The organism is Massilia sp. CT11-137, from assembly GCF_047302885.1.
Taxonomy (GTDB): Bacteria; Pseudomonadota; Gammaproteobacteria; order Burkholderiales; family Burkholderiaceae_D; genus Telluria; species Telluria orientalis.
In genome coordinates this window covers 227653-253653 of the sequence record NZ_JBKYMP010000001.1, presented here as the reverse complement: position 1 = coordinate 253653, position 26001 = coordinate 227653, and the positions used below count along the sequence as shown (strand labels likewise).

Annotated in this window: 20 protein-coding genes; 7 read left to right on the top strand and 13 right to left on the bottom strand. The window is 68.3% G+C overall.

The window, feature by feature from the left end:
• Position 1: 1 nt before the first annotated feature.
• Positions 2-940: a thioredoxin-disulfide reductase gene (gene trxB / locus ACEN98_RS01110; protein WP_413380754.1), complete on the top strand. Its 939-nt coding sequence runs from the start codon at positions 2-4 to the stop codon at positions 938-940.
• A 6-nt stretch (positions 941-946) separates the two neighbouring features.
• Here trxB and ettA read toward each other — a convergent pair whose 3' ends face one another.
• Positions 947-2614: an energy-dependent translational throttle protein EttA gene (ettA, locus tag ACEN98_RS01105; protein WP_056133951.1), complete on the bottom strand. Its 1668-nt coding sequence runs from the start codon at positions 2612-2614 to the stop codon at positions 947-949.
• A 117-nt stretch (positions 2615-2731) separates the two neighbouring features.
• A complete protein-coding gene (gene rarD, locus ACEN98_RS01100) occupies positions 2732-3616 on the bottom strand; it encodes an EamA family transporter RarD (RefSeq protein WP_413380752.1) in 885 nt (294 codons plus the stop codon).
• Between the two features lie 217 nt (positions 3617-3833).
• Here rarD and ACEN98_RS01095 point away from each other — a divergent pair, with 217 nt between their 5' ends.
• Together ACEN98_RS01095 and ACEN98_RS01090 are read left to right on the top strand one after the other, a co-directional pair.
• Entirely contained in the window at positions 3834-5711 is a 1878-nt protein-coding gene (locus ACEN98_RS01095) for a potassium transporter Kup (RefSeq protein ID WP_413340275.1), read from the top strand.
• A gap of 100 nt (positions 5712-5811) precedes the next feature.
• The gene (locus ACEN98_RS01090) at positions 5812-6291 is read left to right on the top strand and encodes an FKBP-type peptidyl-prolyl cis-trans isomerase (protein WP_413340273.1); all 480 of its coding nucleotides are present in this window, start codon (positions 5812-5814) and stop codon (positions 6289-6291) included.
• A gap of 1 nt (position 6292) precedes the next feature.
• On the opposite strand, the gene ACEN98_RS01085 is transcribed toward ACEN98_RS01090, so the two are convergent.
• The 3 genes from ACEN98_RS01085 to ACEN98_RS01075 are packed head-to-tail and all read right to left on the bottom strand — an operon-like array spanning position 6293 to position 10713.
• Positions 6293-8698 carry an ABC transporter permease gene (locus tag ACEN98_RS01085; RefSeq protein ID WP_413380750.1) on the bottom strand — a complete coding sequence of 802 codons (2406 nt, stop codon included), beginning with the start codon at positions 8696-8698 and terminating at the stop codon, positions 6293-6295.
• 10 nt (positions 8699-8708) lie between these two features.
• The gene (locus ACEN98_RS01080; protein WP_413380748.1) at positions 8709-9389 is read right to left on the bottom strand and encodes an ABC transporter ATP-binding protein; all 681 of its coding nucleotides are present in this window, start codon (positions 9387-9389) and stop codon (positions 8709-8711) included.
• Positions 9390-9429: 40 nt separating this feature from the next.
• The gene (locus tag ACEN98_RS01075) at positions 9430-10713 is read right to left on the bottom strand and encodes an efflux RND transporter periplasmic adaptor subunit (protein WP_413380746.1); all 1284 of its coding nucleotides are present in this window, start codon (positions 10711-10713) and stop codon (positions 9430-9432) included.
• A gap of 160 nt (positions 10714-10873) precedes the next feature.
• On the opposite strand from ACEN98_RS01075, the gene ACEN98_RS01070 reads away from it, so the two are divergent.
• From ACEN98_RS01070 to ACEN98_RS01055, 4 genes are all read left to right on the top strand, one after another.
• Positions 10874-12208, top strand: a complete 1335-nt coding sequence (locus ACEN98_RS01070) for a sigma-54-dependent transcriptional regulator (RefSeq protein ID WP_413380744.1) — start codon at positions 10874-10876, stop codon at positions 12206-12208.
• Entirely contained in the window at positions 12198-13418 is a 1221-nt protein-coding gene (locus tag ACEN98_RS01065) for a sensor histidine kinase (protein WP_413380742.1), read from the top strand. Before ACEN98_RS01070 ends, ACEN98_RS01065 begins: the two co-directional genes overlap by 11 nt.
• 90 nt (positions 13419-13508) lie before the next feature.
• A complete protein-coding gene (locus tag ACEN98_RS01060; RefSeq protein WP_413380740.1) occupies positions 13509-15656 on the top strand; it encodes a PEP-CTERM sorting domain-containing protein in 2148 nt (715 codons plus the stop codon).
• A gap of 37 nt (positions 15657-15693) precedes the next feature.
• Positions 15694-16998, top strand: coding sequence for an MFS family transporter (locus ACEN98_RS01055; RefSeq protein ID WP_413340918.1), 1305 nt, complete (start codon positions 15694-15696; stop codon positions 16996-16998).
• Here ACEN98_RS01055 and ACEN98_RS01050 read toward each other — a convergent pair.
• From ACEN98_RS01050 to hemA, 8 genes are all read right to left on the bottom strand, one after another.
• A complete protein-coding gene (locus ACEN98_RS01050; protein ID WP_413380738.1) occupies positions 16991-17458 on the bottom strand; it encodes a GNAT family N-acetyltransferase in 468 nt (155 codons plus the stop codon). The genes ACEN98_RS01055 and ACEN98_RS01050 overlap by 8 nt on opposite strands.
• A gap of 13 nt (positions 17459-17471) precedes the next feature.
• Positions 17472-18482: a histone deacetylase family protein gene (locus tag ACEN98_RS01045; RefSeq protein WP_413380736.1), complete on the bottom strand. Its 1011-nt coding sequence runs from the start codon at positions 18480-18482 to the stop codon at positions 17472-17474.
• Positions 18483-18621: 139 nt separating this feature from the next.
• On the bottom strand, positions 18622-20217 hold the full coding sequence (gshA, locus tag ACEN98_RS01040) for a glutamate--cysteine ligase (protein ID WP_413380734.1): 1596 nt from the start codon (positions 20215-20217) through the stop codon (positions 18622-18624).
• 88 nt (positions 20218-20305) lie between these two features.
• A complete protein-coding gene (locus tag ACEN98_RS01035; protein ID WP_413380732.1) occupies positions 20306-22063 on the bottom strand; it encodes a DUF885 domain-containing protein in 1758 nt (585 codons plus the stop codon).
• Positions 22064-22133: 70 nt separating this feature from the next.
• Positions 22134-22961, bottom strand: coding sequence for a peptide chain release factor N(5)-glutamine methyltransferase (prmC, locus tag ACEN98_RS01030; RefSeq protein ID WP_413380730.1), 828 nt, complete (start codon positions 22959-22961; stop codon positions 22134-22136).
• Entirely contained in the window at positions 22961-23431 is a 471-nt protein-coding gene (locus ACEN98_RS01025; RefSeq protein ID WP_413380728.1) for a disulfide bond formation protein B, read from the bottom strand. Before ACEN98_RS01025 ends, prmC begins: the two co-directional genes overlap by 1 nt.
• Positions 23432-23572: 141 nt before the next feature.
• Positions 23573-24649 carry a peptide chain release factor 1 gene (gene prfA / locus ACEN98_RS01020; protein ID WP_056133989.1) on the bottom strand — a complete coding sequence of 359 codons (1077 nt, stop codon included), beginning with the start codon at positions 24647-24649 and terminating at the stop codon, positions 23573-23575.
• Positions 24650-24723: 74 nt separating this feature from the next.
• Complete coding sequence (gene hemA / locus ACEN98_RS01015; RefSeq protein WP_413380726.1) at positions 24724-25998, bottom strand: glutamyl-tRNA reductase; 1275 nt, start codon at positions 25996-25998, stop codon at positions 24724-24726.
• Between the last annotated feature and the right edge of the window lie 3 nt (positions 25999-26001).

Here is a 26001-nt window from a genome sequence, read left to right as displayed (position 1 = left end):
CATGAAAAAACATGCCAAGGTCCTGATCCTGGGTTCCGGCCCGGCAGGCTATTCCGCCGCCGTGTACGCGGCGCGCGCCAACCTGAACCCGCTGCTCGTCACCGGCGTCGCGCAGGGCGGACAACTGATGACGACGACCGACGTCGAAAACTGGCCCGCCGACCCGGACGGCGTCCAGGGCCCCGATCTGATGCGCCGCTTCGAATTGCACGCGCGGCGCTTCGAGACGCAGATCGTCTTCGACCACATCCACACGGCGCACCTGCACGAGCGTCCGCTGCGCCTGTCCGGCGACCAGGGCGAGTACACGTGCGACGCGCTGATCATCGCCACCGGCGCGTCCGCGCGCTACCTGGGCCTGCCGTCGGAGCAGGCCTTCATGGGGCGCGGCGTCTCGGCCTGCGCCACCTGCGACGGCTTCTTTTATCGCGGGAAGGAGGTCGCCGTGATCGGCGGCGGCAACACGGCCGTGGAAGAGGCGCTGTATTTGTCGAACATCGCGTCCAGGGTGACGGTGGTGCACCGCCGCGACCACCTGCGCGCGGAAGCGATCCTCGTCGAGCGCCTGCTGGCGCGCGTGGAAGAGGGCAAGGTGGACGTCCTGTGGAACCACACGCTGGACGAGGTGCTGGGCGATGCGGCCGGGGTGCACACGCTGCGCCTGCGCGGCGAGCGCGGCGGCATCCGCGTGCTGCCCGTGCACGGCGTGTTCGTGGCCATCGGCCACCAGCCGAATACGGGCCTCTTCGCGGGTCAGCTGGAGATGGAGAACGGGTACATCGTGACGCGCGCGGGACGCAACGGCCTGGCGACCGCCACGAGCGTGCCCGGCGTGTTCGCGGCCGGCGACGTGCAGGACCACGTCTACCGGCAGGCGATCACCAGCGCCGCCAGCGGGTGCATGGCGGCGCTGGATGCCCAGCGCTATCTGGAGGAGTGACGCAGCTTAGCTGGTGAGCGGCTTGTAGCGGATCCGCTTCGGCTTGGCGCCTTCTTCGCCGAGGCGCTTCTTCTTGTCGGCTTCGTACTCCTGGTAGTTACCGTTGAAGAAGGTGACCTGCGACTCGCCTTCGAACGCGAGGATGTGGGTGGCGATGCGGTCGAGGAACCAGCGGTCGTGCGAGATGACCATCACGCTGCCCGCGAATTCCAGCAGCGCGTCTTCCAGCGCACGCAGGGTTTCGACGTCCAGGTCGTTCGACGGTTCGTCCAGCAGCAGCACGTTGCCGCCCTTGAGCAGCGTCTTGGCCAGGTGCAGGCGGCCGCGTTCACCGCCGGACAGGTTGCCGACGAGCTTCTGCTGGTCCGCGCCCTTGAAGTTGAAGCGGCCGAGATACGCGCGCGACGGCATCTCGAAGCGGCCGACGGACAACATGTCGGCACCGCCAGACACGTCCTCGAACACGGTCTTGTTGGCGGCGAGGCTGTCGCGCGACTGGTCGACGAGCGAGACCTTCGCGGTCTTGCCGATGACGACTTCGCCGCTGTCCGGCTGCTCGATGCCCGCGATCATGCGGAACAGCGTCGACTTACCGGCGCCGTTCGGGCCGATGATGCCGACGATCGCGCCCGGCGGCACGGTAAACGACAGGTTGTCGATCAGCAGGCGGTCGCCGAACGCTTTCGAGACGTTCTTGAACTCGATGACTTCGTTACCGAGGCGTTCCGCGACGGGGATGAAGATCTCCTGCGTCTCGTTGCGCTTCTGGTATTCGTATTCGGACAGTTCGTTGAAGCGGGCGAGACGCGCCTTCGACTTGGCCTGGCGTGCCTTCGGATTCTGGCGCGCCCATTCCAGTTCTTTCGCCAGCGCTTTCTGGCGCGCGGATTCCGTCGCTTCTTCCTGCTTCAGGCGGGCTTCCTTCTGCTCCAGCCAGGACGAGTAATTGCCCTTCCAGGGGATGCCGTGGCCGCGGTCCAGTTCCAGGATCCATTCGGCGGCGTTGTCGAGGAAGTAGCGGTCGTGGGTGATGCCGACGACGGTGCCGGGGAAGCGCAGCAGGAACTGCTCCAGCCATTCGACGGATTCGGCGTCCAGGTGGTTGGTCGGTTCATCGAGCAGCAGCATGTCGGGCTTGGACAGCAGCAGCTTGCACAGCGCCACGCGGCGCTTCTCGCCGCCGGACAGCACGCCGATCTTCGCATCCCACGGCGGCAGGCGCAGCGCGTCGGCGGCCATTTCCAGCTGCAGGTTCAGGTTGCCGCCGTCGGAGGCGGCGATGATCGATTCCAGGCGCTCCTGCTCCTTGGCCAGCGCGTCGAAATCGGCGTCTTCCTCGGCATACGCCGCGTACACGGCTTCCAGTTTCGCCTGTGCCTCGAACGCTTCGCCCAGGCCGCTTTCCACTTCCTGGCGCACGGTTTTTTCCGGATCGAGCTGCGGTTCCTGCGGCAGGTAGCCGATGTTCAGGCCCGGCATCGGGCGCGCTTCGCCCTGGATGTCGGTGTCGATGCCGGCCATGATCTTCAGCAGGGTCGATTTGCCCGAGCCGTTCAGGCCCAGCACGCCGATCTTCGCGCCCGGGAAGAACGACAGCGAAATGTCCTTCAGGATCTGACGTTTCGGTGGGACGATCTTGCCCACGCGGTTCATGGTGTAGACGTAATTGGCCATTAGTAATGTACTTCTATCTCGTAAAATAAGGACGACAGGATACTGTAAAACACCGGGGTCAGAGCCCGATTTCAGGAAATTGCCAGAATTCGGGCTCTGACCCCGGTTTGCGCCAGCTCAAGCCTCTTTGGCCACCCGCTGTGGGCGATTCAGCAAGCCTTCGGCCGCGAACAGGGCCAGTGCAAGCCAGATCAGCACGAAGCCGACGAGGCGGTCGGCAGTAAATGCTTCGTGGAACAGCCACACGCCCAGCAGGAATTGCAGGGTGGGCGACATGTATTGCAGCAAGCCGACGATCGACAGCGGGATTTTTCTCGCGCCCGCCGCGAACAGCAGCAGCGGGATCGCCGTGATCGGCCCGGCCGCGACGAGCAGCAGGCGCGTCGTGTTCGAGTCCGTGTTGATGAAGGTGTTCTGGCCGTGCACGCTGAGCCAGACGACGTAGGCGGCCGCGAGCGGGAACAGCACCATCGTCTCGAACGACAGGCCCTCCAGCGCGCCCAGCGCGGCCGTCTTGCGCAGCAGGCCGTAGCCGCCGAACGATACGGCCAGCGCCAGCGCGACCCAGGGCACGTTGCCGGCCTGCCACGTCAGCCAGGCGACGCCCAGCGCCGCCACGCCGATCGCCATCCATTGCGTGCGCCGCAGGCGTTCCTTCAGCAGTATCGAACCGAACATGATGTTGACGAGCGGATTGATGAAATAGCCGAGGCTGGCCTCGATGACGTGGCCGTTGTTCACGGCCCAAATGTAGATGAGCCAGTTGACGCTGAGCAGCAGGGCGGACGCGACGAAGCTGCCGAACACGCGCGGCTGGCGTACGAGGTTCAGCCAGGCCCACTGGCGGCGCAAGGCGAGCACGATCACGAGGAACAGCAGCGACCACAGCATGCGGTGCGCGAGGATCTGCAGCGGCGGCACTTCGTCGATGGCGTGGAAATACAGCGGAAACAGGCCCCAGCACAGGAAGGCGAGGGCGGCGGACAGGATGCCGGTGTTCATGGGGAGGCGTGATACGGGTGAATGGTCTGACATTATCCTTGAACGGACGCAGCCTTGCTGGCGGGCCCGCCGTGTGCGGCAACCGAGGCGTGCGCTCGGCCCGCTTCCATTGATGCAGACTTTGAGAAAATAGCGGCAGGGCAAAAGGACGCGCTCTTGTCTTTCCTTGTCAATTATTCTATTGTGCAACGCACCAGAACAACAAAACGGTGAAACCTTGACGGCAGAACATAAGAAAAGCAGCCTGGCAGGGCTGACGCTGGCGGCGGTCGGTATCGTCTACGGCGACATCGGCACCAGTCCGCTGTACACGCTCAAGACCATCTTCGATCCCGTCCACGGCCTGGCCCTGACCACGCCGAACCTGCTGGGCATCGTGTCCCTGATCTTCTGGGGCCTGACGATGATCGTCTCGCTCAAATACGTCACGCTGGTGCTGCGCGCGGACAACCGCGGCGAGGGCGGCATCATGGCCCTGATGGCGCTCGCGCTGAATTCCGTCACGCGCACGTCGCGCTGGCATTACGTGCTGATGGTGCTGGGCGTGTTCGGCGCCACCATGTTCTACGGCGACAGCGTGATCACGCCGGCGATCTCCGTGCTGGGCGCGATCGAAGGTCTCGAAGTGGCCACGCCCGGCCTGGAAAAATACGTCGTGCCGCTGACGATCGTCGTGCTGGTGGGGTTGTACAGCGTGCAGCGCCACGGCACGGCCGGCATCGGCCGCTGGTTCGGCCCCGTCATGGTCGTGTGGTTCGCCGCGCTGGCCGTGATGGGCGTCATCAATATCGTGCAGGCCCCCGTGATCCTGCACGCGCTGAATCCGCTGCATGCGTTCGAGTTCATGCTGCGCGAGCGCATGATCGCGTTCGTCGCGCTGGGCGCCGTCGTGCTGGCGTTCACCGGCGCCGAGGCGCTGTACGCGGACATGGGCCACTTCGGCAAGAAGCCGATCCGATTCGCGTGGTTCATGGTCGTGTTCCCCGCGCTCGCCGTGAACTACCTGGGCCAGGGCGGCCTGTTGATCACGCATCCGGAAGCGCTCGAGAACCCGTTTTTCCACCAGCTGGGCAGCTGGAGCGTGCTGCCGCTCGTGCTGCTGTCGACGATGGCGACCGTGATCGCGTCGCAGGCCACGATCTCCGGCACGTTCTCGATGACGCGCCAGGCCATCGCACTGGGCCTGCTGCCGCGCATGCGCGTGATGCACACGTCGGAAAGTGAGATCGGCCAGATCTACATCCCGGCCGTGAACTGGCTGCAGCTGATCGTCGTGCTGCTGGCGGTCGTCGGCTTCGGTTCGTCGGACAAGCTGGCCGGCGCCTACGGCATCGCGGTGACGGCCACCATGTTCGCGACGACGATCCTGACGTTCTTCGTGATCCGCTACCGCTGGCACCTGCCGCTGTGGCTGTGCTTCGGCGCCACCGGCTTCTTCATGGCGATGGACATCATGCTGTTTTCGGCCAGCACCCTGAAACTGCTGCACGGTGGCTGGTTCCCGCTGCTGCTCGGCGCGATCCTGCTGACGACGATGCTGACGTGGAAGCGCGGCCGCGAACTCGTGTTCGAGAACCTGGAAAAGCACGCGATCCCGCTCGACGACTTCCTGCAGTCGCTGTTCGTCGCGCCGCCCGACCGCGTGTCCGGCACCGCCATCTTCCTGCGCGGCGAAACCGACGGCGTGCCGCACGCGCTGCTGCACAACCTCCTGCACAACAAGGTGCTGCACGAGCGCGTCGTGTTCCTCACGGTGCGCATCCGCGAGGAGCCGTACGTGCCCGAGAGCGAGCAGGTCGAGGTCGTCCCGCTGGGCCACAACTGCTACCAGCTGAACGTGACCTACGGCTTCAAGGACGAAGCGGACATCCCGGACATCCTGCGCCTGTGCGCCGCCTGCGGCCTCGAATTCGAGATGATGGAGACGTCGTTCTTCATCGCGCGCCAGACCGTGATCTCGGTGCCGGGGCAGGGCATGATGCCGTGGAGGGAGCACCTGTACGTGGCGATGCAGCGCAACGCCCGCACGGCCGCGGATTATTATCAGATCCCGAGCAACCGCGTCATCGAACTTGGCACCCAGGTCGAAATCTGAGCGGATTACAAAGGCATACAAATCCCCCACAGACGCTTGCAGGGCAGGTTGGTAAGGTTCGGGTTTCCATCCGATAACCAACCTGTCCCGTAGGAGTCCCATGAAACTGTCCTTCCCACTGGCCGCCGCCTTCGCCGCCATCCTGAGCCTGTCCGCATGCGGCGGCGGTGGCGATTCGGGCAGCACCACCCCTCCCGTCGTCAACAATCCCGCCGCGCTGACCAAGACCGACATCGCGATCGGTACCGGTGCCGAAGCCGTCAACGGCGCGCGCGTGCAGGTCAACTACACGGGCTGGCTGTACAGCGCCGCCGCGGCCGACTTCAAGGGCGCCAAGTTCGACGCGTCGTTGCCCGGCAAGCCGTTCACCTTCGTCATCGGCGCCGTGAACACCAATGAATCCGTGATTCCCGGCTTCGGCCAGGGCGTGCAGGGCATGAAGGTCGGCGGCAAGCGCACGATCCTGATCCCGAGCAGCCTGGGTTACGGCGCGGGCGGCGTGCCGGGCGCTATCCCGGGCAACACTGGCCTCGTGTTCGAAGTCGAACTGGTAAAAGTCTGCGGCAGCGCGGCCTGCTGATTCATTCGCGCAGCGCGCTGGCGGGGCGGATCCGCATCGCCGCCAGCGCGTGGCGCAGGGTCGACACCAGCGCCACGACGCCCGCCACCAGCAGCGCGGCGGCGAGCGTCCAGCCGCCGATCGGCGCACGCTCGGTGAACCCGCCCAGCCAGCGCTGGATCGCCACCCACGCGAACGGTAATCCCAGCACTGCGCCGGCACCGACCAGCGCGGCGAACTCGCGCGCCACCAGTCTGGCGATCGCCGCGTGGCCGGCCCCATACAGCTTGCGCAGCACGATTTCCTTTTCGCGCCGGCGCACGCTGTACGCGGCCAGCACATAGATGCCGAAGGCGGCGATCGCCGTCGCGATCGCGCTGGCGGCCGCCAGCAGCTTGGCGAGACGCAGGTCGTCGGCATAGAAGATGTCGGACATCAGCGTAGCCACGCGCACGACGTCCAGCCCTTCGTTGGGGAAGTAACGCGGCCACAGGGCCAGGATCGCGCGCCTGACCGCATCGACGTCGCCGCTGCAGCGTACCGTGAATCCGCCCACGCGGTCGTTCAGGTAGAACACGCTGGGCTGCTGGCCGTCGCGCGCCGAACGCTGGCGCAGGTCCGGCGCCACGCCCACGACCTGTTTCGGCTTGCCGTCCATGTTGTCGGTCACCATCTGTCCAACCGCATCGCGCGGTGTGGGAAAGCCGAGCTGGCGCGCCGCCGCCGCATTGAGTACCACGCGGTCGTTGTCACTGGATTTGTCGAGCGCGGGCGAATACAGGCGGCCGGCCACGGGTTTGATGTCGTAGACGTCGAAGAAATCCGGACCGACGGCATACAGGTTGACGTCGGTGGCCGTGCCGCCGGCGCGGCGCAGGACCGCAATGTTGTGGCCGACGCTGAACGGCAGGTGCGAGACCGTCACGCCGGCCACGCCAGGCAGGCGCGCGACCGCGTCGCGCAGGGCGCGCGTGCGCGGATCGCGCATGTCGTTCGCGGCCGGGAACATCAACAGCGGTGCCGTATCGAAGCCGGGATCGAGTGTGCTGGCATAGCGCGTCTGCCACGCGACGGCGAGCGTGGTGGCGGTCAGGCCGATGGCGACGCCGAATTGCAGTGCCGTCAGCGCGCGCCGGATCCACACGCCGCGCGCGGTCTCGCCGGCGCCCCGCCCGGCCAGCGCGGCGGTGGCGCGTACGCGCAGCGCCGACCAGGTTGGGTAGGCGCCGGCCGCGAGGCCGAGCAACACGCCCAGCGCCAGGGTCGCCGCCACCGTGGCGGCATTGAACATCCCATCCAGCTTGCGCTGCACGAGGTCGGCAAAGACCGGCAGCAGCAGCCACGCCAGAAGCAGGCCGAGGACCGTCGCGATCAGGCAGACCAGCACCGACTCGGCCAGGAACTGGCGCGCAACGGCCTGCGCCGACGCGCCCAGCACCTTGCGCACGGCGATCTCGCGCTGGCGCGCCAGCGTCCGCACGGTGGCCAAATTGACATAGTTGGTCGCAGCCAGCAGCAGCACCAGCAGCGCGACGGCGGCCAGGCCGATCACACCCTGGCGGTTGCCGTGCACGGCGAGGATGTCGTTCAGGTCGGGCGCGAGGTACACGTCGGCGATCGGTTGCAGCCGGTAATCGATCAGGTCGCGGCCGCCCAGCGCCGCCACCTGCTGGGCGTAGCTGCGCCGCACGAGCGGCGAGGCGCGCAGGCCGCGCCGCAACGCGTCCAGTACCGCGCCGGCGTCGGCCCCCGGCAACAGCTTGAGGTAGACCCGGCCGGGCGAAAACCCCCAGGCACCGGTCGTGAAGTCGCGCTGGTCGGGCGGCATGATGACGCTGCCCGTGCCGGCCAGCGCCTCGTAAGGCATCGTGGTGGCGGCCGGCGGGCTGGCGACGACGGCCGCCACGACATAGGTCCGGCCGTCGCCCTGCAGCGTGCGCCCGACCGCGTCGACGCGCCCGAACACCTTCAGGGCGGTGTCCGCCGTCAGCGCCAGCGCCTCCGGCCGCGTGAGGGCCGCGTGCAGGTCACCGGCCAGCACGCGCGGCGCGAAGATTTTCTCGAAGTCGGGATCGACCAGCGCGACGCCGAAGGCAAGCGCCCGGCCGCCCACGCGCACGTTGACGCCGCGGTCGAGGAAGGCGGTGGCGAGTACCGGCTGGCCGCTGGCCAGCGCCGCGTCGCGCGCGGGGAGGCTGGCGGTGCTGCCCCAGCCGGTGCCGAGCAGGGCCAGGTTCCATCGTTCCTGCAACTGGAACACGCGCTCGCGTTCGGGCACGTGCTCGTCGTACGAAAACGAGTGGCGCACGTAGCCGAGCAGCAAAAAACACACGGCGATACCGACCGCGAGGCCGAGCACCACCACCGCGGAATAGGCCGGCTCCTTGACGAGCAGGCGCCAGCCGATGCGGAAATCGCGCAAATTCATCGTGGCCTCCTCATGCCGCCAGCAGCGCGTCGACGACGATGCGGCCGTCGAGCAGGCGCAGCGTGCGCGACGCCTGCGCCGCGTGCGCCGGCGAGTGCGTGACCATCACGACCGTCGTGCCCTCGGCGTTGATGTTCCGTAGGAGGCGCATGACGTCGTCGCCGTGCGCGGTGTCGAGGTTGCCGGTCGGTTCGTCCGCCAGCAGCATGGCCGGCCCGGCCACGAGGGCGCGCGCGATCGCCACGCGCTGCTGCTGGCCGCCCGACAACTGCGACGGCCGGTGCCCGGCGCGGTGCGCCACGCCCAGCCGGTCGAGCATGTCGCGCACGCGCCGCCGGCGTTCGGCCGCGGGCGTGCCCGTGTATTCGAGCGCGAGTTCGACGTTCTCGAATACGGTCAATTCCTCGATCAGGTTGAAGCTCTGGAAAATGAACCCGATCTTCCCGCGCCGCAGCGCATTCAGCTTCGTCTCGCTCCAGCCGGCCACGTTGCGGCCCTCGAACCAGTATTCTCCGGACGTCGGCACGTCGAGCAGCCCGAGGACGGACAGCAGCGTGGACTTGCCGCAGCCGGACGGCCCCGTGATGGCCACGTATTCGCCGGCGGCGATCTCGAGGTCGATGCGGTCGAGGGCCGTGGTGCGGACTTCGCCCGCCGTGTGGATCTTGCTGACGCCTGATAGTCGGAGCATGTCGTTCTTTCGTGGTTGATGTGATGTTGGAGGGTGCGGGTCACTTCGTCAATTCCAGCCGCCCGGCCTTGCCGAACGACGTGTAGCCGGACACGATGACGTCCTCGCCGGCGGCCAGTCCGGACAGGACTTCCACCTGCGTGTCGTTGCGGCGCCCCAGGCGCACGGTGCGCCGTTCGGCATGGCGGCCGTCCGGCGCCGCCACGAACACCCAGGCGCCGCCGCCGTCGCCGGCGTAAGTGCCTTGGGGCAGCAGCAGGGCCCGGGCCGGCTCGCCCAGCGTCAGCCGCGCATCCAGGCCCTGGCCGGGACTGATCACGGGCGGCTGCGCGCCCGTAAACACCATCTCGACGGTGAAGCGGCCGTCCTTGACCTGCGGGTAGATCGTGGCGACGCGCAGCGGATACCTGGCGCCGTCCTGGACCACGAGGCCCGGGCGTCCGGTCGTGACGCGGCTGAGATAGAACTCGTCGACCTGTGCCACGAGCTTGAAGCGCTGCGGATCGTCGATGCGGCCGATGCGCTGGTCGGGGCGCACCGTTTCGCCGACGAGCAGGCGGAAATCGGTCAGCACGCCGGCGGCCGGCGCGCGCACGGCCAGCGCGTCGACGGTCGCGTTCACGAGCTTCAGGCCCGCCTGCAGGCCCGCGATCACGCCTTCGATCTGCTGCAGCACGCGACCGCGCACCTGTTCCTCGGCGGCGCTGCTGGCCCGCTCGTCGTCCAGCAGGCGGCGCTGCTGCGCGAGCTTGTCGGCGGCATCCTCCAGCGCGGCCGTGGACAGGAAGCCGCGCGCGGCCAGGCTGGCGTTGCGCGCATGCTGCTTGCGCGCCTGCTCCAGCGCGAATTCCAGGTCCGCCAGGCGGCGCTGGTGGTCGGTGCGGCTGGCTTCCTGCGCCACGCGCAGGGTCGCGAGGTTCGAGATCTGCTGCGCGTACTCGGTCTGGCGCGCCAGCAGTTCCAGGTTGCGCTGCGGGTTCGACAGGCGGAACAGCAAATCGCCTTTCGCCACGTGCTGGCCGTCGTGCGCGATCACTTCCTCGACGCGGCCGGATTCGACCGAGTCGAGCACGATGGCGCTGAATGGTTCGGCACTGGCGCGCACGACGATCTCGTCGCGGAAGACGCCCGGCGCGACGCGGGCGATGCGCACGTCGCGCGCTGCCACCTGCAGCCCGTGCGGCAAGGCCTGCCACGCGCCGAAGGCGGCCAGAGAGAGGGCGGCCAGCAGCGCGCCGGCGCGCAGAACGAAACGGCCGCGCCGGACCGGAACGCGCACGTCCATGGCGGCGCCCGTGACGAGGTGGGGAGATGGATGGGTCATGCCGGCATTGTTTGCAAGCCCCGTGCCACGACCGTTTTGCTCCTGCCGAAAGGGGTTTTGTCGCGCGACTGTCCGGATCCGGACAGGTACCCCTGTGCGCTTCCGGACAGGTGACCGCCGGGCAGTACAACGCCCCGATGCGCGCTGCTAGAATGGCCCGATGGTTGAATCCCGCACCCGCCTCCTGATCCTCGACGACGACCGCGATGTCGCCTGCGCCGCGCAGATGCTGCTGCGCCGCCGCCATGGCGCGGTCGCCACGCTCGACGACCCGGCGCGGCTGGAGGCGCTGCTGGCGGACGGCGTGCCGGACGTCGTCCTGCTCGACCTGAATTTCACGCCGGGCCGCGTCGACGGCGCCGAGGGGCTCGCGGTGCTCGACCGCCTGCGCACGCTGACGCGGCCGCCCGCCGTGATCGCGCTGACCGCATATGCCGACGTGCCGCTCGCGGTCGAAGCGCTGAAGCGCGGCGCCGTCGACTTCATCACCAAGCCCTGGGACAACGCGCGCCTCGCCGCCGCCGTCGATGCCGCGCTGGCGCGCCGCGCGGCCGCGAACGTGCCCGGCGCGTCGGCCCTGATGGGAGACTCCGCGCCGATGCGCGAGGTGAAGGCGATGATCGCCGGTGTCGCGCCCACCGAAGCGAACGTGATGGTGCTGGGCGAGAACGGCGTCGGCAAGGAGCTCGTCGCGCGCGCCCTCCACCAGGCGTCGCGCCGCGCCGCCGGGACGTTCCTCGCCGTGGACATGGGCGCGCTGCCCGAGGCGACGTGCGAGAGCGAGTTGTTCGGCCACCGCAAGGGCGCGTTCACCGACGCGAAGAGCGACCGCGCCGGCCGCTTCCAGGCCGCGCGCGGCGGCACGCTGTTCCTCGACGAGATCGGCAACATGCCGCTGCCCGCGCAGGCCAGGCTGCTGACGGCGCTCGAGCGGCGCGAGGTGACGCCGATCGGCGCCGACCGCCCCGAACCGGTCGACGTGCGCATCGTCAGCGCAACCAACCTGGCGGAAGACCGCCTGTTCGATCCGGCCGTGTTCCGCGCCGACCTGCTGTTCCGCCTGAACACCATCGTGATCCGCGTGCCGCCCCTGCGCGCCCGGCGCGACGACATTCCCGCGCTGCTGCACCACTACCTGTCGCTGTACGAGGGCCAGTACCAGCGGCCCGTGCGCGAGCTGGCGCCGGCCGCGCTGGACCGCCTGTGCGCGTGGGACTGGCCCGGCAACGTGCGCGCGCTGCGCCACGCGTGCGAGCGCGCCGTGATCCTGGGTGGCGGCGCCGACTACCGCTACGAGGATTTCGGCCTCGCGCCGGCCGCGCCGCCTGCGCCCGTCCAGGTGGAGAAGGCTCAGGACTTCAGGCTGGGCGCACTGGAACGCGACACCATCGCCGCCGCGCTGGACAAGGCCAGGGGCAACATCAGCCTCGCCGCGCGCATGCTGGGCGTCAGCCGCGCCGCGTTGTACCGCAAGCTGGGCAAGCATGGCATCTGAAGCGCGCGCGAAGATGGCCGCGCTGCTGGCGGCGGCCGGCCTCGCGGCGCTGGCGTTCGGCGCCGGCCGCGCGGGCGATGCGCCGCGTGTCCTCGTGCTGTGCGGCCTGGCGGCCGTGGTCGCGGTGCTGGTCCTGTGGCGCAGCCTGGCCGCGCTGGCCGCGCTGCGCCGGCAGCCCGCGCCTGAACCGCGCCCCGTGATGAACGTCGAGCAGCAAAGCCTCGTCGACAACGCGCTGGCCCTGGAAGCGCGCCTGGAACACGCGCCGGTCGCGCTGTTCGGCATCGACGGGGACGAGCACGTGCAGCCGCTGAACGCGAACGCGCGCAAGCTGGTCGCGCCGGGCCGCGCCACCGATGGCGCCGCCCTGTACCGCCAGCTGGCGCGGCAACCGCACGGCGACCGCACCTTGCTGCAGTTCGAGACCGAGCGCGGCACCGAACGCGCGCTGGCGACGGTGTCGATGCTGACCCTGCATGGCCGTCCGCAGCGTCTCGCCGCGCTGATGCCGGTCGAAAGCGAACTGGAAGCCGAAGCCTTGAACGCCTGGCGCCGGCTGGTGCACGTGCTCACGCACGAGATCATGAATTCGCTGACGCCGGTGGCGTCGCTGTCGCGCACGGCGCGCGACCTGGTCGAGGAAGCACGGCCCGCGCTGCTGCCCGACGTGGCGGCGGACCTCGGCACGGCGCTCGACGCCATCGGCCGCCGCGCCGACAGCCTGGCCGGTTTCGTCGCCAGCTACCGCAGCCTGTCCAACGTGCCGGATGCGCGGCCCGAGCGGGTGCCGCTGGCCGCCCTGTTCGCGCGGCTCGATGCGCTGGTGGGGCCGGCCTGGCGGGAGCGCGGCGGCGACGTCGCGTTCTCGGTGGAGCCGGCGTCGCTGGAACTGATGGCCGACCCGGGCCAGCTCGAGCAGGCGCTGATCAACCTGCTCAAGAACGCGTTCGAGGCGACGGGTGCGGGCGGCCGCGCGCGCGTTGCCGCCCGCCTGGTGCGCGGCGCGCGCCTGCGCATCGAGGTCGACGACGACGGTCCCGGCGTGCCGGACGCGCTGGCCGCGCACATCTTCACGCCCTTCTTCACGACGCGCAAACAGGGCGGCGGCATTGGTCTCGCGATGGTGCGTCAATTGGTACATGGCAATGGCGGCACGGTACGTTACGCGCGCCCGGTGAGCCGCGGCGCGCGCTTCGTCATCACGTTCTGAACGCGTTCCGCGCACGACTGATCTGGCTCAGTTCCGCGCGGCGCGTCGGGCCGTATCGTTGGCACGCCTGAATGTCATCCGGAGCCTGCCATGTCGATACGCCGTTGCCTGTTCGCCCTGTTGTTGCCGTTCTTCGCCAGCGCGCACGCGTGGGCCGATCCGCTCTATACATTTGATTTCCTGCCGGCGGGTTTCGCGCCGTCCGCGCTCAACAACGCCGGCCAGATCGTCGGTACGTCCGGCGGTGCGGCCGCCATCCTGTCCGGCGGGACCGTCACGAGCCTGGGCAGCGTGCTGCCAGACAGCTACGGTCTTGCGATCAATAACCATGGCGACATCGCCGGGTCACGCAATAGCCCGTACAACGGCAGCGCGTTCGCGTATGTGGGCGGCAGCGTGGTGCCGGTGGCCGCGAGCCTGCCCGACATGTACGCGTATTCGAACGCGAGAGGCATCAACGACGCCGGCATGGTCGCGGGCAATGCCCAGCCCTACATCGGCGAGGCACAGCGCGGTTTCCTGTATGACAGCGGGGGCGTCCACCTGATCGGCACGTTCGGTGGCGACTGGAGCTATGCCGCGGCCATCAACGCGTCCGGCACGGTGGCCGGTACGGCCACGCTTCCCTCCAGCACGTTCGACCCGGACCGCCACGCCTATCTCTACCAGGGCGGCATGATGCTCGACCTCGGCACGCTGGGCGGCATGCGCAGCGAAGCCTACGACGTCAACGACGCCGGGCTCGCGGTGGGCTGGTCGGAAACGGACGTCGTCCTGGACAACGGCGCGCTGACGCGGCCCTTCGCGTACCGTGACGGACACATGGTCGACCTCGGTTCGCTGGGCGGCGACTGGGGCTATGCGCGGGCGCTGAACAATGCGGGCGTCATCGTCGGCGCGTCGGACCTCATCACGGACGCCGGCTGGGGCTACCACGCCTTCATCTATCTCGACGGGCACATGGTCGACCTGAACACGCTCGTGACGGGCGCGAACGGCTGGGAGATCATCGACGCCACCGACATCAACGACGCGGGCCAGATCCTGGGCCGTGCCTGCCGCCTCGGCACGTGCGCGGACGTGCGCCTGGACCTCGTGTCGGCCGTGCCCGAGCCGGCCACCTGGGCAATGCTGGTCGCCGGGCTCGGCCTGCTGGCCTGGCGCGCGCGCCGGCGCCGCGTGAAGCCGGCGCTGATGCTCGGCGTATCCCTGGCAGTGGCGGCACCGGCCGTGCTGGCCGACCCGCTCTATACCGCGACCTTCCTGCCCGAAAACTTCACGGCCTACGGCATCGGCAACGACGGCAGCGTCGTCGGCAGCGGCATCAATCCCGACAACCAGCAACGCGCCTTCGTGTGGCAGGACGGCACGACGACGTTCCTGCCGACGCTGGGCGGCCAGTTCGCCTGGGCGACCGCCACCAACGGCGGCGCCGTGGTCGGCGCCTCGCTGTCCGGCGACTTTACGCGCGGCTTCATCTACCGCAACGGCGACATTCGGAGCACCGGCACGCTGTACGGCGGCGAGAGCATCGCGTACGGCATCAACGCCGCGGGCCAGGTCGTCGGCGATTCCACGGATGCGTCCGGCAACAGCCGCGCGTTCCTGTACAGCGGCGGCACGCTGACCGACATCGGCACGCTGGGCGGGGCGGATGCGCGGGCGCGGGGTATCAACGGCGCGGGCATGATCGTCGGCGGCTCCCAGCCGGGCCCGGGATTCCCGGACGACGGCGCCCACGCATTCCTGTACCACGACGGCACCATGCAGGACCTCGGCACGCTGGGCGGCGGCTTCAGCTGGGCCGAGGCGGTGAACGATGCCGGCCAGGTGGCGGGCTACAGCCTCATCGGCGCCGCGGCCGTCTGGCATCCGTTCCTGTACAGCGACGGCGTGATGCACGACCTCGGTTCCTTCGGCGGCGACTTCGGCGAAGCCCACGCCATCAACGCGGCCGGCATGGTGGTCGGTTATTCCAGCTTCGTCGGGGATGGTTTCTCGCACGCGTTCGTGTATGCCGACGGCAGCCTGGTCGACCTGAACAACGTGACGGACGGCCTCGGCATCCAGGTGCTGACGGACGCCGTCGGCATCAACGACGCCGGCCAGATCGTGGCCAACAGCTGCAACGACTTCGGGTATTGCGCGCCGGTCCTGCTCTCGCCCGTGCCGGAGCCGGCAGCGGCGTTTTTGCTGCTTGCAGGCATCCCGGTGCTGTTGTGGCGCCGTAAAAATTGAGGAACTGCTATGCTGGGTCCGGACCCGGAGGATAGCAATGACCACGACGGATACAGCAGACCCGCATGCCATCGAACATCTCACATCGCGCCAGCGCGTGTTCGCCATCGTCGGCGCGTCGTCCGGCAACCTGGTGGAGTGGTTCGACTTCTACATCTATTCGTTCTGCGCCCTGTATTTCTCGTCCGCCTTCTTCCCGAAAGGAAATCCGACGACCCAGCTGCTGAACACGGCCGGCATCTTCGCGGCGGGCTTCCTGATGCGCCCGATCGGCGGCTGGCTGTTCGGCCGCATCGCCGACCGCTACGGCCGGCGCAACGCGATGATGATTTCCGTGCTCATGATGTGCGGCGGCTCGCTGATGATCGCCGCGCTGCCGACCTATGCCAGCATCGGCACGGCGGCGCCCATGCTGCTGCTGGTGGCGCGCCTGTTCCAGGGCCTGTCCGTGGGTGGAGAGTATGGCACCAGCGCCACCTACATGAGCGAGGTGGCGGAGCCGGGGCGCAAGGGATTCTTCGCGTCGTTCCAGTACGTGACCCTGATCGGCGGCCAGCTCGCGGCGCTGCTCGTGCTGGGCATCCTGCAATTGCTGCTCACGCATGACGAACTGAAGGCCTGGGGCTGGCGCATCCCGTTCGTCGTCGGTGCCTGCGCCGCCCTCGTGTCGCTGTACCTGCGCCGTTCGCTGCACGAGACCACCACCGCCAGCGAGCGCAAGAGCGAGGCCGCGGGCAGCGTCGCATCGCTGCTGAAGCACCACCGGCGCGCGTTCGTCACGGTGCTGGGCTTTACGGCGGGCGGCTCGCTGATCTTCTACGCGTTCACGACGTACATGCAGAAATACCTCGTCAACACGGCCGGCATGAGCACGGAGACGGCCAGCCGCATCATGACCGTCTGCCTGCTGGTCTACATGCTGCTGCAGCCGGCGTTCGGCGCGCTGTCCGACCGCATCGGCCGGCGCACCTCGATGATCGCCTTCGGCGCGCTCGCCGCCGTGTTCACGACGCCGATCATGATGGCATTGCGTAACGTCTCGAGCCCGCTGACTGCCGGCGCGCTGATCGTGTGCGCGCTGGCGATCATCAGCCTGTACACGTCGATCGGTGGCCTGATCAAGGCCGAGATGTTCCCCGTCGAAGTGCGCGCGCTGGGCGTGGGCCTGTCGTATGCGGTCGCCAACGCGATCTTCGGCGGCTCGGCGGAATACGTGGCCCTGTGGTTCAAGCAGGCTGGCCACGAGCCGTATTTCTACTGGTACGTGAGCGTCATGTGCGCGCTGGCCTGCCTCGTCGCGATCCGCATGCCGGATCCGACGAAATCCGGCCTGCTCAAATGATGGAAGCGGGGCGCACCATGTCGATGTGCATGATGCCGTCCTCGTCGTACGGCGCGGACACCGTGACGAAGCCGAAGCTCCCATAGAACGCTTCCAGGTGGGCCTGCGCGCCGATGCGGATCGCGTGGCCGGGATGCAGCCGTTCCGCGCACGCGATGCCTTGCGCGACCAGTTCGCGGCCCAGGCCCGTGCCGCGCGTGGACGGGCTGGTGACGACGCGGCCCAGCGACATCTCCTCGTATTTCGCGCCCGGCGCCAGGCAGCGCAGGGTGGCGGCCAGTTCGCGCCTGCCGTCGAGGGTGCGCCAGCCGAGCAGGTGATGCGCGCCCGGATCGAGGCCGTCGATGTCCGGGTACAGGCACGCCTGCTCGAGCACGAACACCTGCTGGCGCAGTGCCAGCATCTCGTACAGTTCGGCCGCCGTCAGGTGGGCGAAACCGCTCCACTGCCATTCGATCATTGTCGTTTCCTTGTCAGGCCGCTGTCTCGAAACCTTCGAGCACGTTGACCACGTTGATGCCGAGTTCGGGCACGACCGAGCCGCCTTCGAACACGAAGACGGTCGGCAGGCCAAGAAAGCCGATGCGCTCGCCGATGCGCAGGAAGTCGCCGCTGGCGAGGCCGAAGTGCGAGCGCGGGTCGCCGCTGAAACCGTCGACGCCCAGCGAGACGACGAGCGCCTGCGGAGAAAAGCCCGCCATCCTGACGCAGGCCGTTTCCAGCGCGAGGAACCACTGCGCTGCCGCCGTTCCGCGCGGCAGCGGCACGTTCAGGTTGAAGCCGAGGCCTGCGCCGGCGCCCGTCTCGTCGGGGTGGCCCGCATAGTACGGGTAGTCCGTGCGCGGGTCGGCGTGGATCGACGCGACCAGCACGTCCTTGCGGCGATAAAAGATGTCCTGCGTGCCGTTGCCATGGTGGTAGTCGAGGTCGAGGATGGCCACGCGCTGCAGGCCGTCGTCGAGCAGGTGCTGGGCCGCCAGCGCGGCATTGTTCAGGAAGCAGAAGCCGCCGCAGTAGTCGGCGCCGGCGTGATGGCCGGGCGGCCGCGTGAGCGCGAACGTGCTCCGCTCGCCCAGGCGCAGCGCGTGCGCCGCATTGATCGCGCAGTCGGCGCCCGTCTTCGCGGCGGTCCATGTGCCGGCCGCCAGCGGCGTCGTACTGTCGAACGCGTACAGGCCGAGACGGCCCGTGAAACTGTCCGGTTCGACGTCGCGGCGCATGCCTTGCCCTGGCCACACGGAGGGGACGAGATCGCGCTCGGCGTTGCGCGGGTCGAGTGAAAGCCATTCGTTCCACGCGCTGCGCAGGAAGTGCAGGTAGCGGGGCGTGTGGATGCGTTCCAGCGACGTCAGGGGCACGCCATGCGGGGTGACGATGCGGCCCAGGCCGCGCCGCGTGAACTCGTTCGCCACGACGTCGATGCGCTGGGGCGGTTCCGATGCGGGGGCGTGCTGGGCGTGGTGTTCGTTGAAAAAGGTGAGCAAGAAGAGCCCCGATTCAGCGTGAGACGTCGTTCCCGCGCAGGCGGGAACCCAAGTTCTGCTTGCGTTACCGTAACGCGTGCAAATTGGGCCCCCGCCTGCGCGGGGGCGACGTGCATGCGTAAATGTCCAAGCTCGCGTGTTAGCTGTTACGGCACAGTGTACTACTGTTATACGCCGCCACGAAGTCGTCGAAGGAGCCGGTATCCGTCGCCTCGATCTGCGCCTGCTCGGCCAGCGATGCCCGCGCCATCTCGTCGAACAGGCCCGTCTCGGCCGGCATCAGCGGTTCGGTGCGGAACGCCTCGGCGTGTAGTTCGCTCTGGCGCAGGCCGAACTGCGCGAACGAGCCGAGCGCGCGCACTTCCTGCAGCACGCGCGCGGACGGGGTCTTTTCCGGATCCGCGACCTTGGCCTTCTGCGCGTTCAGCGCGTCCATGTGCGCGCCCTTGTAATTGTGCTCGTGGTCCAGCAGTTCCGCGATGGGGCGGATGCGTTCCAGCAGCTCTTCCGCCCAATCCTTCAGCAGCACTTCGTGGTCGTTGCGTGTGAGCGTGAGGCCCGGACGGCGGCCTTCCTTCACGGTGCGCGCGAAGTTGCGCGCGTGGACCTGGCCTTCCATCGCGTTGATCATCGGGCTTTCTTCGAGGGCGCAGAACAGCAGGAAGGCGTCGAGGAAGCGCCCGGTCTCGAGTGCGATGCCGACCGGTTCGAACGGGTCGACGTCCAGGCAGCGCACCTCGATGTATTGCACGCCGCGCGCGCACAGCGCCTGCACCGGGCGCTCGCCCGTGCGGATCACGCGCTTCGGGCGGATCGTCGAATAGTATTCGTTCTCGATCTGCAGGATGTTGGTCGACAGCTGGACCCATTCGCCATCCTTCTTCGTGCCGATCTCCGCGTAGGGCGGATACGGACGCTTGACGGCGTCCATCAGCGAGGTGACGTAGCTTTCCAGGCTGTTCTCGTGCGGGCGCAGGCCGGATTGCGCGTCGTTCTGGTAACCCAGGTCGCTCATGCGCAGGCTCGTCGCGTACGGCAGGAACAAGGTGTCGTCCGACAGCGTCTCGAGATTGTGTTCGCGGCCGCGCAGGAAGCCCTTCGACAGGGTCGGCGAGGCGCCGAACAGGTACATCAGCAGCCAGCTGTAGCGGCGGAAGTTGCGGATGGTCGAGATATAGCTTTCGGACTGGAAGTCGCGCAGCGCGTTGCGGCGTTCTTCCGTGATGCCCTCGTGTTCCGCCAGCAGCTGCCACAGTTCTTCCGGCAGCGAATAGTTGTAGTGGATGCCCGCGATGCATTGCATGGCCTTGCCGTAGCGCAGGGCCAGGCCGCGGCGGTACACGTGCTTGAGCATGCCGATGTTCGACTTGCCGTACCAGGCGATCTCGATGTCTTCCTCGGCCGGCAGCTCGCACGGCATCGACTGGCTCCACAGCAGTTCGCCGTCCAGCTTGGAATAGGCGTAGCGGTGGATCGCGTCCAGGCGGTGCAGGGCCAGGCCGATGTCGTGTTCGGCCGGTGTGATGAATTCGAGCAGCGCTTCCGCGTAATCCGTCGTGATCTGCGGATGGGTCAGGGCCGAGCCGAGTTTTACCGGATGCGCAGTCCTTGCCAGGTGGCCCTGGCCGTCGACGCGCAGCGTCTCGCGTTCGATGCCGCGCAGGCCTTGCAGGAGCAGGCCGCGGTGGGCATCGTCGTCCAGCAGGGCCAGGCGGCGGGTCAGTTGGTTCGACACGAGGATTCCTTTCTTATACTGCCATGAGACGCAGAGAGTAACCGAAATCGGCCAACCGCGCCGGTCAGCCCTCAATATGACATTTTAGTTAATTCACCAGGTCAGGTTCCGGGACATTCTGCGCCGCGATCCAGCGGTCGATGCGCTTCTCCAGCACGTCCAGCGGCACGGCGCCGTCGTCCAGCACGGCGTCGTGGAAGGCGCGGACGTCGAAGCGCGGGCCCAGCGCCGCCTGCGCCCGCGCGCGCAGCGCGGCGATGCGCAACTGGCCGATTTTATACGCCAGCGCCTGGCCCGGCTGGGCGATCATGCGGTCGACTTCGACCTCGTTGTCGGACGGCGGATTGGCCGTGTTCGCGTTCAGCCAGTCGACGGCCTGCTGGCGCGGCCAGCCCAGCGCGTGGATGCCCGTGTCGACGACGAGCCGCGCGGCGCGCAGTTGCTCGTCGGCCAGGCGGCCGAATTGCGAGAACGGATCGCGCATCAGGCCCAGTACCGGCCCCAAGCCCTCGGCATACAGCGCCCAGCCCTCGCCGAACGCGGGATACCAGGCGTGGCGGCGGAATGCCGGCAGGCCGTCGATGGCGTGGGCGCGCGCGACCTGCAGGTGGTGGCCGGGGATGCCCTCGTGCAGGGCGAGCGTCTCGACTTCCCATAGCGGCCGCGTGTCCAGGCGGCTCGTGTTGACGGCGAGGGCCGCGACCCGGTCCAGCGTGCCCGCTTCGTAATACGCGCCGCCCTGCGTGTCGGCCCCCGCCTGCTGCACCGGTTTGACGGCCAGTTCTTCCTGCGGGATCGTGCCGAACTGCGTGGATAACTGGGCCTGAACGCGCGCGATGGTGCGGCGGTAGCGGTCCAGCAGCGCGTCGGCACTGGTCGGGAACAGGCGCGGATCGCTGCGCACGAACGCGACGAATTGCGGATAACTCCCCTTGAAGCCCGTGCGCGCGGCCGTCGCTTCCATCTCGGCGCGCAGGCGTGCCACTTCCTTGATACCCAGCGCGTGGATCTCGGCCGGCGCCAGCGTGGTGGTGGTCGCCGTCTTCACGAGATACGCGTACCACGCCGCGCCGCCGGGCAGGCCGGATGCGCCGATGGTCGTGCGCGCGGCCGGCAGGTAGTCGGTGCGCACGAAGTCTTCCAGCTTTTGCAGCGCGCTCGCCGCCGTGCGCAGGGCGGCCGCGCCGTCCGCCGCGAGTTGCACGCGCGTCTCCTCGGCGATGGTCGCGGGCAGGCGCTGGAACGGCGCGCCGAGGGCGCCATCCTGCACGTGCTCGCGCATGGCCCGCAACTGCGCGGGCAGGCCGGCCATGATGGACTTCGGTGCCGTCCAGCCGGTGCGCATCCCCTCGCGCATCTGCTCGATGATGCCGTCGACGTGGCGCGGCAGGGCATTCAGGCGCGCGATGTAGTTGCGGTAGTCGTCTTCCGTCACGAACGGCATCTGCGCGACCAGTTGCGGGAAGCGGATCTGCAGGCCGTCCTGCGCGCTGACCGGCTGCGGGTCGAACCCGACGAATGCGGCGCGCGCGAGGATGCGTTCCTGGTCGCCCGTGAACAGGTCCCATGAGAGGCGGTCCTGGCCGGCCAGCTGCGCGCGGTCGATCTCGCGCGCGAGGTCGAGCATGCGGCGCGCGTGCTCGATGGTGGCCGTCTGCTCCGCGAGCGAGGTGTCGGCCAGCAGCGCGTCGTAGCGGTGGTCGCCGACGCTCGTGGCGAATTCGGGCCGGTGCTTGAGGCGCCATTGCCAGTCGCGCTCGAACAGCGCTTGCGCCGGATCGGCGGCATCCGCCGCGAACGCAACGAGGGGGCCCAGCAGGATGAGGGTCGCGAACAGTCGACGCATCGAGTTGGCTTCCGGATGGTGGACCCGAAATTGTAACAAACGGGGCGTCCGGAGCGCGCCGGGGAGACGTTCAGCCGAACCGGCCGCCGCTCACGCGCTCGATCCCGGCCAGGTCCCGCCAGCTCTGCACATCCGTGAAACCGGTGTCCGCCAGCAGCGCGCGCACGGCGGCCGCCTGGTCATAGCCGTGCTCGAGCAGCAGCCAGCCGCCCGGCGCGAGGTGGCGCGGGCTGCCCTGGATGATGATGCGCAGCGCGGCCAAGCCGTCGGCATGGTCCGTCAGCGCGCCGACCGGTTCGAAGCGCAGATCGCCCTGGACCAGGTGCTCGTCGCCGGCCGCGATATAGGGCGGGTTGGAGGCGATGACGTCGAAGGTGTCCCCGGCGGCGAGCGCGTCGAACCAGCTGCTCTCGAGGAAGCGCACGCGCGCGCCGTTGGCGGCCGCATTCGCCTGGGCGACGGCCAATGCGTCCGGGCTGACGTCCAGCGCGGTGACGTCGGCATCCGGCCGCGTGTGCGCGACGGCGACGGCGATCGCGCCGCTTCCGGTCCCCATGTCGAGCAGGCGCGGTGCGTTGTCCGGCAGGCGCTCGAGTGACAGGTCGACGAGCAGTTCCGTGTCCGGGCGGGGAATCAGCACGGCGGGGCCGACCCGAAACGCCAGGCCGAAGAATTCGCGCCGGCCGACGATGTAGGCGATCGGTTCGCCGCGCAGCCGGCGCGCCACGAGATCGTCCAGGCGGGACGCTTCGTCCGGCGTGAGGGCGCGGTCGCCCTGCGTGATCAACTGGACGCGCGACAGACCCGTCGCCTCGCACAGGAGGATGCGGTTTTCCAGCGGGTCGAGCGGCAGGCCTGCCTGCACGGCCGCGATGGTGGCGCCGGGCTGGATCGTCATCAGCGCGCGCGCCGCACCAGCACCCAGACGAGGGCCAGCGTGAGGATCGTGAACCACACGGCCGACCACTGCGGCACGTTCAGGCCGAACACGGTCTCCTGCGCCGCTTCGCACAGGCCGTCCGCCCGGAACAGGCCGGGCAGCAGGGTCGCGGTCGGGATCTTGTTGAGCGTCGTCTGCATCGGATCGATGCCGCACGAAAAGCCCGGGTGGGCCAGCACGTACAGATGCTTGCCGACATAGCCGAGGCCGCCCAGCGCGCACAGCAGTGCAAGCCCGGCGCCGGCCTTGATCTTGTTGGCGAAGGCCCCGATCAGGCTGAAGACCGCGATGCCGAGGTACAGGTAGCGCTGGATCACGCACAGCGGGCAGGGCAGCAGGCCCTTCACGTGCTGGAGATACAGGGCCGCGCCGATCAGGGCGATGCTGACGGCGGCGATGGCGAGCAGGAGATTGCGGGACGAGGACATGGGCTTCCTGGTTGAAGTCGAAAAGGATATTTTCAGTCTAGCAACTTATACCGGTCTTAACACCGGGGTCAGAGCCCGATTTTTGGAAATTTCCCAAAAACGGGCTCTGACCCCGGTTTGTTGACCCCGGTTTGTTGTTAATCAATCCCCCAGCGCCGCCAGTTGTTCGGCCTGGTGCTCGGCCGACAGGGCGTTCGTCAGTTCGGCCAGGTCGCCGTCCATGATCATGTCCAGTTTATAGAGCGTCAGGTTGATGCGGTGGTCGGTCAGGCGGCCCTGCGGGAAGTTGTAGGTGCGGATACGCTCGCTGCGGTCGCCCGAGCCGATCAGGCTTTTACGGGTTGCCGCTTCTTTGCTCTGCTGCTCGCGCAATTGCACGTCCTTGATGCGCGCGGCGAGGACTTTCATTGCCTGCGCCTTGTTCTTGTGCTGGCTGCGGTCGTCCTGGCATTCGACGACGATGCCGGTCGGCAGGTGCGTCAGGCGGACGGCGGAATCCGTCTTGTTGATGTGCTGGCCGCCGGCGCCCGAAGCGCGGTAGGTGTCGATGCGCAAGTCGGCCGGATTGATCTGCACGTCCTCCACTTCGTCCGCCTCCGGCATCACGGCGACGGTGCAGGCGGAGGTGTGGATGCGGCCCTGCGTCTCCGTCGCCGGTACGCGCTGCACGCGGTGGCCGCCGGACTCGAATTTCAGTTTCGAGTAGGCGCCCTGGCCGACGATGCGCACGATGACTTCGCGGTAGCCGCCCAGGTCGGACGGCGATTCCGACACCATCTCCACCTGCCAGCGGTTGCGCTCCGCGTAGCGCGTGTACATGCGCAGCAGGTCGCCCGCGAACAGCGCGGATTCGTCGCCGCCCGTGCCGGCGCGGATCTCGAGGAAGATGTTGCGCTCGTCGTTCTCGTCCTTCGGCAGCAGCATCTTCTGCAACTCGAGGTCCAGTTCCGCCATGCGTGCCTTCGCCGCGTCGATCTCGTCCTGCGCAAATTCCTTCATGTCCGGGTCGGCGAGCATCTCCTGCGCGGCGTCGATGTCGGCCTGCGCGGTCTGGTACTGGCGATAGACGGCCACCAGCGGGCTCAGTTCGGCGTGTTCGCGGTTCAGCTTGCGGAAGCTGTCCATGTTCGCGGTGGCGCCTTCGGACATCAGGAGTTCGTCCAGTTCGACGAGGCGGTTGGCCAGTTGGTCCAGCTTGGCCAGCATGGATGGTTTCATAGGGCTCTTATGGAGAATGACAGCGGACAAGCCGCGGGAAGCGGCACGCGGGTGCAGCGAAGGAGTGCGGGCCGCTAACGGCGGCCGCGGAACAGCTGGGGCAGCAAACTCGCGAGGCGGGCGCGTTCGTCGCCCTGGGCGCGGTGCAGGGCCTGTTGCGGGCCGTGCAGGAATTTCGCGGTGAGGCCCTTCGACAGGGCGTCGAGCACCGTCTCGATGTCTTCGCCCCTGGCGAGCAGCTTGCGCGCCCGTTCCAGTTCGGCCAGGCGCATCGCTTCGCTCGATTCGTGCATGTCGCGGATGACGGGAACCACGGCGCGGTCGCCGATCCAGTGCATGAACGACTGCACGCGCGTCTCGATGATGGCCTCGGCCTGCGCGACGGCCGCCTGGCGGCTTTCGACGCCGGTGCGCACCACCTCGGCCAGGTCGTCGACCGTGTACAGGAACACGTCGTTCAGGCGGCCCACTTCCGGTTCGATGTCGCGCGGGACGGCCAGGTCGACCATGAACATCGGCCGGTGCCGGCGCGCTTTGATTGCGCGTTCGACGAGGCCCTTGCCGATCAGCGGCAAGGTGGAGCCGGTGGAGGCGATGACGATGTCGAACTGCGCCAGGCGTTCAGAGAGGTCGGCGAGGCCGATCGCGCTGCCGTTGAAGCGCGCGGCCAGCGCCTCGCCGCGCGACAGCGTGCGGTTGGCGATCGTGATCGACTTCGGATTGTGGGCGGCGAAGTGCGTGGCGCACAGCTCGATCATCTCGCCGGCGCCGATGAACAGCACGTTCTGCTCGCTGACGCGATCGAAGATGCGTTCCGACAGGCGCACGGCCGCGGCGGCCATCGACACGCTGTGCGCGCCGATCTCGGTCGTCGATCGCACTTCCTTCGCGACGGCGAAGCTGCGCTGGAACAGCTGGTGCAGATAGGTACCGAGGCCGCCCGCTTCGTCGGCGACGCGCACGGCATCCTTCATCTGGCCGAGGATCTGGGCCTCGCCCAGCACCATCGAATCGAGGCCGGAGGCGACGCGGAACGCGTGGCGCACGGCGTCGTGCTGCGGCAGCATGTACAAATGCGGGCGCAGGTCGGCGAAATTCAGGTCGTGGTAATCCGCGAGAAAGCGCGCGGACGCATCGAGCGGGTCGGGTGCGCAGCTGGCGGCGTACATCTCGGTGCGGTTGCACGTGGAGAGCAGCGCCGCTTCGTCTTCGCCGCGAGTATTGAACTTCGAGAACCAGCCGCGCGCCGCCTGCACCGCATCGCCCAGCTGCTCAGGCGCCAGCGCCAGTTGCTCGCGCAGCGAGACCGGTGCTGTGGTGTGATTGAGGCCGACGGCGAGCAGTTGCATGGG

Bases quoted from the DNA above. Each gene is read 5' to 3' on its own strand.
- ACEN98_RS01075 (WP_413380746.1), bottom strand. From the start codon at position 10,713: ATGACCCATCCATCTCCCCACCTCGTCACGGGCGCCGCCATGGACGTG.
- prfA (WP_056133989.1), bottom strand. From the start codon at position 24,649: ATGAAACCATCCATGCTGGCCAAGCTGGACCAACTGGCCAACCGCCTC.
- ACEN98_RS01080 (WP_413380748.1), bottom strand. From the start codon at position 9,389: ATGCTCCGACTATCAGGCGTCAGCAAGATCCACACGGCGGGCGAAGTC.
- ACEN98_RS01070 (WP_413380744.1), top strand. From the start codon at position 10,874: ATGGTTGAATCCCGCACCCGCCTCCTGATCCTCGACGACGACCGCGAT.
- ACEN98_RS01065 (WP_413380742.1), top strand. From the start codon at position 12,198: ATGGCATCTGAAGCGCGCGCGAAGATGGCCGCGCTGCTGGCGGCGGCC.
- trxB (WP_413380754.1), top strand. From the start codon at position 2: ATGAAAAAACATGCCAAGGTCCTGATCCTGGGTTCCGGCCCGGCAGGC.
- rarD (WP_413380752.1), bottom strand. From the start codon at position 3,616: ATGAACACCGGCATCCTGTCCGCCGCCCTCGCCTTCCTGTGCTGGGGC.
- ACEN98_RS01025 (WP_413380728.1), bottom strand. From the start codon at position 23,431: ATGTCCTCGTCCCGCAATCTCCTGCTCGCCATCGCCGCCGTCAGCATC.
- hemA (WP_413380726.1), bottom strand. From the start codon at position 25,998: ATGCAACTGCTCGCCGTCGGCCTCAATCACACCACAGCACCGGTCTCG.
- ACEN98_RS01060 (WP_413380740.1), top strand. From the start codon at position 13,509: ATGTCGATACGCCGTTGCCTGTTCGCCCTGTTGTTGCCGTTCTTCGCC.
- ACEN98_RS01085 (WP_413380750.1), bottom strand. From the start codon at position 8,698: ATGAATTTGCGCGATTTCCGCATCGGCTGGCGCCTGCTCGTCAAGGAG.
- ettA (WP_056133951.1), bottom strand. From the start codon at position 2,614: ATGGCCAATTACGTCTACACCATGAACCGCGTGGGCAAGATCGTCCCA.
- ACEN98_RS01055 (WP_413340918.1), top strand. From the start codon at position 15,694: ATGACCACGACGGATACAGCAGACCCGCATGCCATCGAACATCTCACA.
- ACEN98_RS01035 (WP_413380732.1), bottom strand. From the start codon at position 22,063: ATGCGTCGACTGTTCGCGACCCTCATCCTGCTGGGCCCCCTCGTTGCG.
- ACEN98_RS01090 (WP_413340273.1), top strand. From the start codon at position 5,812: ATGAAACTGTCCTTCCCACTGGCCGCCGCCTTCGCCGCCATCCTGAGC.
- ACEN98_RS01050 (WP_413380738.1), bottom strand. From the start codon at position 17,458: ATGATCGAATGGCAGTGGAGCGGTTTCGCCCACCTGACGGCGGCCGAA.
- prmC (WP_413380730.1), bottom strand. From the start codon at position 22,961: ATGACGATCCAGCCCGGCGCCACCATCGCGGCCGTGCAGGCAGGCCTG.